10 protein-coding genes and 2 pseudogenes are annotated in these 13,243 nt (G+C 68.0%); 8 read left to right on the top strand and 4 right to left on the bottom strand.

The window, feature by feature from the left end; translation table 11 throughout:
• Positions 1 to 5: 5 nt before the first annotated feature.
• The 5 genes and pseudogenes from kdpA to ACFVXJ_RS13395 all read left to right on the top strand — a co-directional run bounded on the left by kdpA (position 6) and on the right by ACFVXJ_RS13395 (position 3,740).
• Positions 6 to 1,670, top strand: coding sequence for a potassium-transporting ATPase subunit KdpA (kdpA, locus tag ACFVXJ_RS13415; RefSeq protein ID WP_389661836.1), 1,665 nt, complete (start codon positions 6 to 8; stop codon positions 1,668 to 1,670).
• 38 nt (positions 1,671 to 1,708) lie between these two features.
• A pseudogene (locus ACFVXJ_RS13410) lies at positions 1,709 to 2,686 on the top strand (HAD-IC family P-type ATPase); the annotation flags it as partial.
• Between the two features lie 31 nt (positions 2,687 to 2,717).
• Positions 2,718 to 2,936 (top strand): annotated as a pseudogene (locus ACFVXJ_RS13405) (potassium-transporting ATPase subunit C); the annotation flags it as partial.
• Between the two features lie 73 nt (positions 2,937 to 3,009).
• Entirely contained in the window at positions 3,010 to 3,429 is a 420-nt protein-coding gene (locus ACFVXJ_RS13400; RefSeq protein ID WP_389661835.1) for a hypothetical protein, read from the top strand.
• Positions 3,426 to 3,740, top strand: a complete 315-nt coding sequence (locus ACFVXJ_RS13395; RefSeq protein ID WP_361307766.1) for a transcriptional regulator — start codon at positions 3,426 to 3,428, stop codon at positions 3,738 to 3,740. Before ACFVXJ_RS13400 ends, ACFVXJ_RS13395 begins: the two co-directional genes overlap by 4 nt.
• A gap of 37 nt (positions 3,741 to 3,777) precedes the next feature.
• On the opposite strand, the gene ACFVXJ_RS13390 is transcribed toward ACFVXJ_RS13395, so the two are convergent.
• The 4 genes from ACFVXJ_RS13390 to ACFVXJ_RS13375 all read right to left on the bottom strand — a co-directional run bounded on the left by ACFVXJ_RS13390 (position 3,778) and on the right by ACFVXJ_RS13375 (position 8,432).
• A complete protein-coding gene (locus ACFVXJ_RS13390; RefSeq protein WP_389661834.1) occupies positions 3,778 to 5,577 on the bottom strand; it encodes an ABC transporter ATP-binding protein in 1,800 nt (599 codons plus the stop codon).
• Between the two features lie 816 nt (positions 5,578 to 6,393).
• On the bottom strand, positions 6,394 to 6,747 hold the full coding sequence (locus ACFVXJ_RS13385) for a hypothetical protein (RefSeq protein ID WP_389661833.1): 354 nt from the start codon (positions 6,745 to 6,747) through the stop codon (positions 6,394 to 6,396).
• Between the two features lie 634 nt (positions 6,748 to 7,381).
• Positions 7,382 to 7,543 (bottom strand): hypothetical protein, encoded by a 162-nt coding sequence (locus ACFVXJ_RS13380; protein ID WP_389661832.1) that lies wholly within the window; start codon positions 7,541 to 7,543, stop codon positions 7,382 to 7,384.
• Positions 7,544 to 7,916: 373 nt separating this feature from the next.
• The gene (locus ACFVXJ_RS13375) at positions 7,917 to 8,432 is read right to left on the bottom strand and encodes a helix-turn-helix domain-containing protein (protein WP_285523320.1); all 516 of its coding nucleotides are present in this window, start codon (positions 8,430 to 8,432) and stop codon (positions 7,917 to 7,919) included.
• A 442-nt stretch (positions 8,433 to 8,874) separates the two neighbouring features.
• On the opposite strand from ACFVXJ_RS13375, the gene ACFVXJ_RS13370 reads away from it, so the two are divergent.
• The 3 genes from ACFVXJ_RS13370 (at position 8,875) to ACFVXJ_RS13360 (ending at position 13,140) form a co-directional block, all read left to right on the top strand.
• Complete coding sequence (locus tag ACFVXJ_RS13370; RefSeq protein WP_285523319.1) at positions 8,875 to 9,267, top strand: hypothetical protein; 393 nt, start codon at positions 8,875 to 8,877, stop codon at positions 9,265 to 9,267.
• A 138-nt stretch (positions 9,268 to 9,405) separates the two neighbouring features.
• Positions 9,406 to 10,710 (top strand): hypothetical protein, encoded by a 1,305-nt coding sequence (locus ACFVXJ_RS13365; protein ID WP_389661831.1) that lies wholly within the window; start codon positions 9,406 to 9,408, stop codon positions 10,708 to 10,710.
• Positions 10,711 to 11,166: 456 nt separating this feature from the next.
• Positions 11,167 to 13,140 (top strand): phage tail tip lysozyme, encoded by a 1,974-nt coding sequence (locus ACFVXJ_RS13360; RefSeq protein WP_389661830.1) that lies wholly within the window; start codon positions 11,167 to 11,169, stop codon positions 13,138 to 13,140.
• The last annotated feature ends 103 nt before the right edge of the window (positions 13,141 to 13,243 follow it).

The raw sequence follows: 13,243 nt of genomic DNA, 5'->3' as shown, positions 1-13,243 counted from the left end.
CCGACATGAGCCCGCTGTCCGCTGGTGTGCTCCAGTTCCTCGCACTGATCGCCGCGCTCGGCCTCGCGTACCGCCCGCTGGGCGACCACATGGCCCGGGTCTACTCCTCCGAGAAGCACTACAGACCGGAGAAGTGGATCTACAAGGCCATCGGCGCCGACCCCTCGACCCAAATGCGTTGGCCCGCCTACCTGCGCGGCGTCCTCGCCTTCTCGGCGGTCGGCGTCCTGTTCCTCTACGGCCTCCAGCGCCTGCAAGGGGTCCTGCCCGGCTCGCTCGGCTTCTCCTCGATCGATCCGGACCAGGCGTTCAACACCGCCGCCTCCTTCGTGTCGAACACCAACTGGCAGTCGTACGCGGGCGAACAGGCCATGGGTCACGTCGTGCAGACCGGCGGCCTCGCGGTCCAGAACTTCGTCTCCGCCGCCGTCGGCATGGCGGTCGCGGTGGCCCTCGTACGGGGCTTCGCGCGATCCCGGACCGGTGAACTCGGCAACTTCTGGGCGGACCTGGTCCGCGGCACCGTCCGCATCCTGCTGCCGCTCTCGGTGATCGGCGCGGTGGTCCTCGTCGCCTGCGGGGTGATCCAGAACTTCGCCGGCATCCACGAGGTCGGGCAATTCACGGGTGGGACCCGACAGTGGAACGGCGGGGCCGTGGCCTCGCAGGAGGTCATCAAGGAACTCGGCACGAACGGCGGCGGCTACTTCAACGCCAACTCCGCGCACCCCTTCGAGAACCCGACGCCCTTCTCGAACCTGTTCGAGGTCTTCCTGATCCTCCTCGTCCCGTTCGCGCTGACCCGTACGTTCGGCCGGATGGTCGGGAACGTGCGCCAGGGGTACGCGATCCTGGCGACGGCGGGCGTCATCTGGCTCGGCTTCACCGCACTGATGATGTGGACCGAGTTCGCCCACCACGGCCCGGCGCTCCAGGCGGCGGGCGGGGCGATGGAGGGCAAGGAGACCCGCTTCGGGGTCGGCGCCTCGGCGATCTTCTCGGTGGCGACCACGCTGACGTCCACGGGCGCGGTCGACTCCTTCCACTCGTCCTTCACCGGTCTGGGCGGCGGCATCCAACTGCTCGGCATGCAGCTCGGCGAGATCGCGCCCGGCGGCGTGGGCTCCGGCCTCTACGGTTTGCTCATCATGGCCGTCATCGCGGTCTTCCTCGCCGGCCTGATGGTCGGCCGCACCCCCGAGTACCTGGGCAAGAAGATCGGCACCCGCGAGATCAAACTCGCCGCCTGCTACATCCTCGTCACCCCGGCGCTCGTCCTCGGCTTCACCGCCGCCGCGATGGCGCTGCCCACGCCGGCGACCTCCATGGCCAACCCGGGCGCCCACGGATTCTCCGAGATCCTCTACGCCTACACCTCCGGCGCCAACAACAACGGCTCCGCCTTCGCCGGCCTGAACGCGGACACCCAGTGGTTCAACACCACCATCGGCCTCGCCATGCTGCTGGGCCGCTTCCTGCCGATGGTGTTCGTCCTGGCGCTGGCCGGTTCGCTCGCCGAACAGAACCCCGTGCCGGAGACGGCCGGCACGCTGCGCACCGACAAGCCGCTCTACGCGGGCCTGCTGGTCGCCGCGATCGTCGTCGTCACCGGCCTCACCTACTTCCCGGCCCTGGCGCTGGGTCCGCTCGCCGAAGGGCTCGCGTCATGAGCACCGTCACTCCCACGCCCACCCCCGACCCCACCCCCATCCCCGATCCCGCGCCCACTGCCGCCGCCGCGCCGCGCGAAGGCGCCCCGGCGGATCGCGGGCCGGCCGCCGGCCGCGCGGGCGGCGCCCTCTTCGACGCCCGGCAGCTCCTCACGTCCTTCCCGGACGCGGTGCGGAAGCTCGACCCGCGCGTGATGATCAAGTCGCCGGTGATGTTCGTCGTCCTGATCGGGTCGGTGATCACCACCGCGCTCGCGGTCCAGGACCCGACCGACTGGTTCGGTTGGGCGATCACCACCTGGCTGTGGCTGACCACGATCTTCGCCAACCTCGCGGAGGCCGTCGCCGAGGGGCGCGGCAAGGCCCAGGCCGACACCCTGCGCAAGGCCAAGAGCGACACCGTAGCCCGCCGCCTGGTGGGCACGACCGAGGAGCGGGTTCCCGGCACCGACCTGCGGATCGGCGATCTGGTCGTCTGCGAGGCGGGCGATGTCATCCCGGGCGACGGTGACGTCGTGGAGGGCGTCGCGTCCGTGGACGAGTCCGCCATCACCGGCGAGTCCGCGCCGGTCATCCGGGAGTCGGGCGGTGACCGCTCCGCCGTCACCGGGGGCACGAGGGTCCTCTCGGACCGGATCGTCATCGAGATCACGACGAAGCCGGGCGAGACCTTCATCGACCGCATGATCAGCCTGGTGGAGGGGGCGGCGCGGCAGAAGACCCCGAACGAGATCGCCCTCGACATCCTGCTGGCGTCCCTCACGATCGTCTTCCTGCTGGCCGTGGTCACCCTCCAGCCGTTCGCGATCTACGCGGGCGCCGAGCAGTCGATGATCGTGCTCACCGCTCTGCTGGTCTGCCTCATCCCGACGACGATCGGCGCGCTGCTCTCGGCGATCGGCATCGCGGGCATGGACCGCCTGGTCCAGCGCAACGTACTCGCCATGTCGGGCCGCGCGGTGGAGGCGGCGGGCGATGTGTCCACCCTCCTCCTCGACAAGACCGGGACCATCACCCGGTACGTCCTCGGGCCTGACCTTGAAGCCGGCCGTCACCTCCTCCGGCTCCGGCCTCGACCCGGACATCTCCCTCGCCTACGCCGAGCTCCAGACCCACCGCGTCGCCGAACGCAACCACCTCGACGTGCTGCGGGTGAAGCACCTGGTCACCGCCCACACCCGGCCCCGCACCCTCGGCTTCATGGGCGAGCCCCGCGTCAACGTCCTGGAACTCAACACGGCGCTCAAGGCCCTGGGATCCGTCTGACACGGCTTGTACTTGCCGAAATGGAAAGTAGACGCCATCCTGGACAGTAACGGCTTCGAGCAGGGGGATGGCGATGGATGCAGCGGGGAACGGTGTCGGGGCCTTGGGCCGGGCAGCCGCAGCGGAGCGGGCCGCCCTGCTGGGCAGCGATTGGTACGCGCGCTACCTTGCGGTGTTCGGTGGTAGCCAGTTGCTCATGGTGCCCAGCGCCCTCCTGTGGCACGGCCCCGTCGCCGCCGCTGTGTTCACCGTGGTGCAGGTGCTTCTCGTCGGCGGCCTGAGCCTGTACGCCGCGCGGCAGCGGGCGGTCCGGCGGGGTTTCGGTGTCCGGCACGGGGTGATCATCGGATCTTGGGGCGTCTGCTTCGCCGCGACGCTCGTCATCGGCCTCACCGTCTTCCCGGGGAGCGCGGCCTTCGCCGCCGTCGGCGCCGTGGCCTGTGCCCTGCCGCCGGCGGTCGGTGTCCGGCTCGAACTGCGGCGGCCGTCATGACCCCCGGCCCGGGCTCCCACCCGCGTCACGAGCTGGACCCGCTGCTCAACGCCCCCGTCCGGCTGTCACTGGTCGCCGCCCTGGCTCCGCTGGACAAGGCCGAGTTCGGCTTCCTCCGGGACCTGGTGGAGATCAGCGACTCGGCCCTGTCGAAGCAGGTCGCCGCCCTGGAGGAAGCGGGCTACGTCGACGTGCACAAGGGCCGCGTGGGCCGGCGCCCGCGGACCTGGCTGTCCCTGAGCCCCGAGGGGCGCGCCGTCTACCAGCGCCACCTGGCGGCCCTGCGCGCCATCGCCGCGGACTGGTCGTAACAGGTGGATCGCCGGGCACCGACGGCCCCGCGCGGTCTCAGACCGTGTCTTCGAGGAAGCCGCCCGACTGGTGCTGCCACAGCTTCGCGTAGGCGCCGTCCGCCGCGCGCAGTTCCTCGTGCGTGCCCTGCTCGATGATCCGGCCGCGGTCGAGGACGACGAGGCGGTCCATGGTGGCGACCGTGCTCAGGCGGTGTGCCACCACGAGCGCCGTCCGTCCCTCCATGAGCCGCCAGAGGGCGTCCTGGACGAGGATCTCGCTCTCCGAGTCCAGGGCGCTGGTCGCCTCGTCGAGCAGCAGGATCGGGGCGTCCCGCAGGATCGCCCTGGCGAGGGCGACCCGTTGGCGCTGGCCGCCGGAGAGCTTGACGCCCCGTTCACCCACCATCGTGTCGAACCCCTCCGGCAGCCCGTCGGCGAACTCCGTGACGTGCGCGGCCTCCGCCGCCCGGCGGATCTCGGCATCGGTCGCGGCGGGCCGGGCGAACGCGATGTTGTCCCGCAGCGTGCGGTGGAACATCGCCGGGTCCTGCGGCACGTAGGCGATCAGGCTGCGCAGGTCGGCCTGGCGCAGCCTGCTGATGTCCTGTCCCCCGATCAGGATGCGGCCCGCGTCGATGTCCGTCATGCGCAGCAGCAGCCGGGTGAGGGTGGTCTTGCCCCCGCCGGACCGGCCGACGAGGCCGATCTTCGTCCCGCCGGGCACGGCCAGGTCGAGGCGTTCGAAGAGCGGCTTGGCCCCCGCGTGGGTGAAGGTGACGTCCTCGAAGCGGACGTCGGCGGTGGTCTCGGACAGCAGCGGCTCGGGGCACGGCGGGTCGAGCACGGTCGGCCGCTCCAGCAGCAGCTCCGTGAACTGCGCGGCCTCCGTCATCGAGCTTTCCAGGCGGCGGTAGATCTGGTTGAACTCGAACATGATCCGGGTCGCGTTGGAGTAGTAGGTGAAGGCGACGACGACCGCCTCCACCCCGTGCCCCGACCCGGCGAGCGTGACGGCGAGGAACAGGCCCACCGCATTGGTCAGCACGGACATCGGGGCGACCAGCGTGTCGATGCGCAGGTTGCCGTAGTCCCAGGAGCGGAGCGTGAGGCGCCGCGACTCGGCGACCCGCGCCCGGTGCTCGGCGGCCTCGCGTTCCTCGGCCCCGAACGCCCGGATCGTGTCGATGTTCATGAGGCTGTCCGCGACATGGCCCGAGACCCGGGCGATCGCCTCCTCCCGCTTCCTGACCAGCGCCTGTCGTCGACGGATCAGGGGCGCCACGCAGAGCGCCGTCAGTGTGATCATCGACAACAGGGTCACGACGAGCAGGGGTTCGTACTGCCACAACACCACCGAGCCGAACGCCAGCGGCACGAAGCTGCCCACGACGGAGAAGGTCAGCGTGTCGACGAGCTCCTCGAAGCGGGAGGCGAAGCTCAGGACCCGCTTGGTCAGCGAGCCCGCGAAGTTGTCGTGGAAGAACGCCGCGTCCTGGGCGAACAGTTCGTCCATCCCGATCACGTAGAGGCGCTCGATGCCGCGGGCGTCGAGACGGTTCAGGCAGTGCAGTCCCACGCGCCACAACGTCTCGGCGAGCAGCAGGGTCCCCCCGAACCCCAGGACGTAGGGCAGCATCGGGCCGATCCCGGCGCCTGCGCCCCCCGCGATGTGGGCGATGAGCTTGGCGACGACCAGCGGCGCGATGTAGTTGATGCCGGTGTTGCCCAGCGCGGGGAGCAACATCGCGGGCGCGGTCAGCCACCTGAGGCGGACCAACTCCCGTCCGTAGTAGCGGAGGGCGAGGTGCGTGGCGCCCGCGCCCGGCGAACCTTCGCGTAATTCGAGCGATGCCATGTCAACCCTGCGTCAGAGAACCGGCGGAGGATTGGCAGTGTCCTGCACCCACGCCCACCCAGTCCAAGCCTTTTCCCCGCCCGTCCCGCCCCCGTCCCGGCCCTCGCTGCCGCTTCCGATCCGGCGCGGTTCCGGCCCCCGCTCCAGCCACCGCCGGCCGGCCGGGCATGCGAAAAGGCCGTCCTCTCACGGATGAGAGAACGGCCTCCGACGTGCGTAAAGCACAGTCGGGACGACAGGATTTGAACCTGCGACCCCTTGACCCCCAGATCGTTAGGCAGGGGGACCAATCGGGACATAAACAGCCGTTCGAGGGCGTATTGCGTTCGCAGGTAGGCACTGCGTGCACCCATATCCATGGATGCTGGTCCCCAACTGGTCCCCAAGGTTTCTCAACGATCGCCGCGCGGGCGGGCGGCCCAACCGACCTCCACAAGATCATCGAGACGCCGTGGCCTCGATGACCACTCGATCGAAAGATGCGTGTCATGCACACTGGTCCCCAGCACTGGTCCCCAAGCTGAGGGTTTTCGCACGGCAACATCCTGCGCAGTTGGCCGCCTGCGCGAGGGCGACGGTCCGTGTGGTCCGCAAGCAAGTGAGCCGTGAGCCCCGGAGCTCTCGGAACCAGCAGACGTCGATCTGGCTGGTCACCGGCGGCAGGTCCCTCGACGCCCTAACTGCAGGCAGCGTCGCCGCCATCGCGGGAGTCGAAGCGCCCCTTCTGACGGACGCGCTCGTCCTCGCGGCTGCGGCGGCCACCTCGTGGGCCTCTCCCGTCCGCGGCCTGGCCGTCATGTCTACGCACAGCGATGATCAGAACGGGACACGCCCGACCTGCGCCCCGGTGACCACCTGGGCGATGATGCCCAGCATGCCTGCGAGGGTGCCTGTGTACGCGTGGACCTGTTCTCGGGCTCGCGCCTCCATGCCTTCGGGGACCACGAAGAAGCCGGGGGTCGTACCTGCGGGGTGCTGCTGGCTCCGAGCCGCCTCGTATTGCGCCCAGTCGATCCGGTGCACCCTGCGCGCTTCGAGGAGGTCCTCTTCGCGGACCTCCTCGGCGCCGAGCCGTGCCGTCAGCCGCTGAGCGGCCACCTTGAGCACGATGGAATCGGTCACCGTCAAGGGCATGTCCGGTCGGCCGATGCCGCGCTCCAGCAGGGGCACGCTGGCAGTACGCCATGGCGAGCACAGAGCCGTGAGCGCCGAGTGCAGAAGGGAGCCGACAGGGCTGGACGCCGCGCCGACCGGCCGATGCCGCGCCGACACGATCATCACGCCCCGCTCCCGAGTGCCCTGGGGAGACCACGGGTGGTCAGGATGGGCGCACCGGCCCGGGCCTGAATGATCGGGGGGCGTCGGGGGTCAGGCTCCGCCGGCCGCCCCCGCGCGTCCTGTTCGGAGTCTCGCCCTCCACGATCGGCAGGCCGGTCGGCCGGCGAGGTGCCCAGGCCGGATGCACGATGCACTGCAGTACGCACCGAGGGCCGCGAGGAGCAGTTGCGTCTGCACCCGAACGGAAAGCCGAAGTCGATTCCCGCTATGCCGGCCTGACCCGCGATTCCCCGGCCAGCTCAGCGCCCCGCCGAAGAAGCCGGCGACGGACGCCGGGCCGTCCGAGCGCAACTTCTCGCCACCCGTGCCGCGCCCATCTGGACACGGCGAGGCGAGGTTCCCGATGGCACGCTTGACCACCGGTTCATTACGGGGCAGAAGCCTCTGATCCCCAATGCCCGCCAGAGCGGACCAAGCCCAACAAGCAACCCCGGCTCATCGGGCAGTCTCTGCGTGCGCCCTCAGGTCAGCGCAGGCCATCCGTGTCGTCGGACTCTTCGCCGACCGGGAGTGGCCGATGGTCGTCCTCCGAGGTCTCGCCATAGACGACCGAGGAGACCGCCCTGTCGTATGCCTCGTCGAGACCGTTCCCGCTTGTGCCGAGCATGTTTTCCCAGTCAATTCCCATACCTGCGATCCTATCCGAACTGCCCGACAGTCTTGGTGATTTGGGACACTGCGGCCGTGCAGCCGCACGGCCTGGAGCTACATCCGCCGACGGATGCACGGGCCCGTGGCCGACCAGGACGATGTGCCCCTCGACGCACGGATCCACACGACCGGCGTGAGCGGCGACGCGCTGCACGCGATGCTGCACCGGCACCTCGAGCGGCCGGAAAGGATCCGCCGGCATACGACTTGCACAGTTTGCGTGCTGGTCATGTCACCCAGATACGGCGGAACGACGCGAGCACCGAGGAGATCATGCAGGCCGGCCGGTGGCGGAAACCGGGACGGCGAACGTCTGCGACCGGAAGTTCAACCCGGCCGCCCGCACAGCGTCATGCGCCTGGGCCTGGGCCTGCACCCTCTCCGGCCGGCTTGTTGCGGACATCACGCATCCGGACATCGAGAGCGGCCTGGGTCTCCGGGTCGAGCTCGTGGTCGCCGGCGGTTTCAGGGTTGACGCTCAGCGCGTGGGAGCGGAAGGCCTCCCGCTCGGCGGAGAGTTGCTGGATGGTCTGGGTGATCCGGTGGATCTTCTGCAGCAGCCTCTCCCGCTCCTGCTCGGCGATGGCGAGCTCGGCGAGCTGTTTCCGGATCTCAGCCTCGTTTTCCCGGGCGTAGTTGTCGCTGACCAGTGTGATCAGCGGAACCCCGAGAGCCTCGGCAGCGGTGACCGCCTCATCGAGCCTGACCGCACGGGTCTGCTGCTCGATGCGCGTGATGGCAGTGGAGTCAACGTTCGCGCCAAGCAGTGCGGCCATACGGCGCGCCAGCTCTGCCTGGCTGATGCCGAGGCGTTCGCGCTCTTGACGAAGCCGACGGGCGAAAAGGTCACCGGGCAGTGGGTTCATGGCGGTTTGACACTTCCTGGTCAAGATCGCGATCGACGGGGGACAGGCGGGGGCGGCCCACCTCGGAATCGAGCAGGCCGACGTCGCGGCACTGCTGGAGCAGCACCTTACACATCCCGAACTGCGGATTCCACAGCCGCCCGCCGCACCTCAACGGCCGCACGCCACCTCCACGACCACGCACCGCGACGTCGATTCGCCTCGTCCCCGAGGCCCTTTCGATGGTCTATCGATACATCTAGCGCACCCCTACGATCGACGATTCGAATGGTGTACGTTAACCACTCAGGATGACACGTATACGAGTCAGCAAGAGGAGTCGATGGATGTCATCGACCCACTCAGCCCCTATCACTACCTGCCATGATAGGTAGTCAGCGCTTGTTGCCTTGCGACTCGATGTCACACCACTGAATGAATCGAAAGGCGAGAGGAAAGAAGTATGCCGAAGACCGACGGGGCAGCCGTCCTCACACAGGCACCCCTGCCGAGCGCCGCCTGGGACCTGACCAGCTTCCTGCAGAACGCCAAGTCCCAGGTCCAGCTCTGGGGAGGTTCTGTACTCATGCTGCTCGGCGTTGTCGGCCTGGTCTGGGGCGGCGTGCTCTTGATCAAGAAGCTGATGGCCAACCCGCAGTCCGCCGGCCAACAGCAGGGCTGGGGCACGATCGCGCTCCTCGTTCTCGTCGGCGGTGCTTTGGGCACCGGCGGCTGGACGCTGATCTCGACGATCGGCTCCGGCGGCCAGCAGACCATTACGGATCTCGGCGGCGGCACGGTGATCGCGCAGACCTTCGACCAGGTCACCGGATTCCTGAGCGCCCCTTCCAAGTAAGGGGCCGTCACGGACTGCGCACACGAACGGTGACAGAGCCATCGAGCGAACCAGGTCGGTTGAGGCGCAAGGCCTCTTCCGACCCGGTTCGCCATACCCGGGCTCGCAGCACGGTGCAGGCGCGAAAGAGAGCAGAACATGGGGATCAGGAACAAGGCGCTGGGCTTCAGTAGGAAGTTCAAGCTTGACTCGCACCACGCGATCGAGCGTTTTGGGGTGTTCTTCGGCATCTTCGCGGTCACGGGCGCGATCGCGTTCGGCGCATCAGGGGTCTCGGCATACCAGGCGGGACGTGACTCGCTGTCACAGACGGCGCTGTACATCAGCGACTTCAAAACGTCGAAGACGAATCTCGACGGCACCGTGGACGGGGTCTACACCAACGAGCGCGGCAACAAGGCGCTCGTGATGATGCACTTCAGCCCGACCGCTCAGATCTCGTACAACGCCGCGGACTACAGGGCGTTCCTGCTCGGGTCGGACACCTCACTCAACAGCGAGCCGGTCAGCACCAGCGGGATCAAGGGATCCCTCTACGCCTTCGGCTCGACCGGCTACATCGGGGTCCTCCTGAACGCCGACCGGCCCTTCGACCGCCAGGTGTTGAATCTGACGGTCCGTGCGAATGCCGAACTCACCGCGCCCGGAGCCCAGCCGAAGCAGAGCAGCGGCAAGCTGGCCGGTGACGAGACCTTCACCAAGTACGACCAGTGGCGGGTCTTCTTCAACCCCGGTGCGTCCGGGGTCCAGAAGATCGCGGCGCTCAACGCTCCGACCTTCGATCCCGCGCAGGCCTACTACTGGGTCGCACTCAAGAAGAAGGAGACCGAGGCCAGGAAGGCCCTGGACCAGAAGCTCGTCGAGATGCGCGCGAATCTGACGCAGATTCGGTCTTATACGTCCGACCTGCAGACGACGAAGATCGACGGGTTATTCCTGCGTCCGCCGACCGTTCCGGCCTCGATCGCCACCGACAAGATCACGGGGGTCTCCGCAGCCGAGGCAAAGGATGGAGTCTCGACGCTGGCGCTGCAGACCAAGCACGTCGCCCCCGGCGGCTTCGACCTCAACTGGCGTACAGGCAACGTCTACGACGGCTACCTCGATGCCCTGGTGCCGGCCGGACAGAGCTACGCCCAGTTGTTCGCCAAGAAGCGTGACGAGGGATCAGATCCGACGATTCAGCAGATCTCGGACATGCAGTGGATTCTCTCGGATGGCACCAGCCTCACCAAGGACTACCAGTCCTCTGACGTGACGATGCGCCCGCTCATGAACATCATGAACAACCTTTCACATGCGTATCAAACCTACTCAGTGAACAAGTCCAAGTACCAGTCGGACCTCTCACTCGACCTGCTCCGCCTGGACGTGAGTCTGCGGGACGTGCAGTCCAACAGCACCGTTCGTGACGACAAAGACTTCCTCACCACGCTCCACTGAGTGCGGCGAAGAAGTGTCGGAGCCTGCTACCTGGATTGAGCCGGAAAGGAAAATAGCATGGCCGCCGACCAGCCGAATCGGAGCTCCGAGACGGGGACGACGAAGGACCAGCCGGACACGTCGGCGAGCCAAGGGATGCCCCGGCAGGGTCGCGGGACCAAGAGCCTCGATTCGGCGGCGCCCCTGCGCCGGCACAGCAGGATGAAGGCGGCGGCGCCCACCCGAAAGGAGGGCATCGAGAAGCCTCCTGAGGGCAAGACCGCCGTGCCCAAGCAGCTCCCGAGGCGGGAAGCTGATCCTGCCGGTCCTTCCCGTCCTTCCCGTCCTTCCGGTCCTTCCGGTCCTTCCGGTCCTTCTGGCCCTTCCGGCCCTCCTGGTCCTCCTGTTCCTTCCGGTCCTTCTCGTCCTTCCGGTCCTTCTGACCCATCCGGCACGGCGAACACCGCGCGACCGAAGATGGCGGAGGCCGGGTCGAAGGTACCGGACAGTGCAGACACCGCAGGCAAGACAGCCGGGGCCGCGAACGCCGGGGCGACGATCAAGCAGGGTATGGACGGCGTCGCCGGGAACCTGGCCGGAGGCGCGACCCAGAAGGCGATCGAAGGAGACGGCAGCAGCGCGACCCGTCGTAACGTCGGGCGTTACGCGGGAGCTGCTGTCTCCGGTGCCGTGGCCGGCGCACAGGCCGGCGGGCTTCCGGGAGCCGCCGTTGGCGCAGCGAAGAACCTCGCTGTCGAGGGTGCCCAGGACACGGTCAAAGGCGTGTCCAAGGCCACCGGCGGCAGCCCGGACGCCAAGCCGGCGGACCAGCGCGAGCTGGGTGTCGGCGGCACGGGCTACCAGCGCGGTGCGACGAAGGACGACGAGGGCCTGGGCGCGAAGGCGGCCAAGGGCGTCGCCATCGGCGGTGGTGCGTCTGCTGTTCCGCCGGCCATAGGCCTGGTCATGGCCATGGCCTTACTGAACTGGCTCAAGTCCATGTTCTTCGCAGCCATGGCGATGGCCGTCAACGCCGGGAAGCTGCTGTGGACTCTCTTTGTCAACATCCTCAAGGCGGTTGGTCATGCGATCGCCGCACCGTTCATGGCGATCGGCAGCTTCCTAGCCAAGGGGGCCGGCGCGGTCCTGGGCTTCACCGTCACTGCGACGATGGTCCCTGTAGCGGCAGCGCTGTCGGGTGCGGTCGCGATGACCGCCACCGTGGCCCTGCTGGGCACGATCCTGACCGGTGTCCTCAACTCGACGGCGTTGACCGAGGGCAGCATCAACGCGAACAGGGCGGCGTGCGTCGTCAACGCGGATAACGTCGGCAACGGTTCCGGTGCCACAGTCCCGGCGAACGTGGAGAAGAACGCCAAGGAGATCTACTCGGTACTCAGCAGTTGGGGGATGCCGAAGGCGAACATCGCGGGCATCCTCGGGAACTGGTCGCAGGAGTCCGGGATCGACCCGACGAGTGTGCAGAACTTTCCGACGGGGACGTATGCCATGACCGCCGCGAAGGCCGGCGCCGCGCAGAACACGGACAACGGTATCGGCCTTGGGCAGTGGACGTTCGGCCGCAACACGCTGCTGCGCCAGTACGCGCAGCGCAAGGGCGTCGACTGGTTCACGATCAAGGCCCAGTTGGCCTTCATGGTCGATGGTGACGGCCCGGGCGACGTTGCGGTCTTCAAGGACATGCTCAGGAAGTCGCAGGGCTCGCCGCGTACGGCGGCGCTGCACTTTCACGAGAACTGGGAGCGCTCCGCCGACGGCGCGGCCGGGCTCGCTGTACGAGGCGACAACGCCGAGATGTGGTTCGGCAAGATGAGCGGCTGGTCGGTCGACAGCTCGATCGTCGGTGGCGTCGAGGACATCGTCGGCGGGATCATCGACAACATATCGAACGGGATCGACACGATCCTGGGAAACTGCGCCTCCACGGCCGGCGGTTCCGTCTCGCCGAAGGACGGCGGGATGACGCAAGAGGAGGCCCAGGCCCTCGTCGACCTCTTCAACAAGGAGGGCGACAAGTTCCTCGACGACCGGTACGGTCCGGGCGGCGGCCCCGGTTCCTGCGGCGACAACCACGCGATGAACTGCGTGAGCTTCTCAACCTACTTCGTGAACAAATACACGACGTTCCAGGCCTACCCGGCCGGTGATGGCAAGGAGACGGCCTACACGATCGCGAAGGAGACCGGCAAGACGATGCAGTCGACCCCCGTCCCCTACTCGGTCGGGTCCGGGCCGGGATCCACTTCCGTCGGCCACACCCTCGTGGTGCTCGGCGTCCAGGGGGACAAGGTCATCCTCGGTGAGGCCGGCTACTGCGCCTACATGGGCCGGGTCCGCGTCGACAGCGCGGCGCGGATGGCTGCCGCAGGCTGGAAGTTCGTGGACATGTCGGATGCGATGCTCACCTCCGACAAGATCAAAACGGCCTGATGCGCAGCATCTGACCTGGGAGGAAGACGCCGGTGCTCGGCGATCCGGGCACCGGCTTCTTCGTGTCCGAGTCAGGTCAGCGCGCCGGTTCCACCTTCGACGC

It is taken from the genome of Streptomyces sp. NPDC058279, assembly GCF_042881255.1.
Lineage (GTDB): Bacteria > Actinomycetota > Actinomycetes > Streptomycetales > Streptomycetaceae > Streptomyces.
This window is presented reverse-complemented; position numbering and strand designations above follow the sequence as displayed.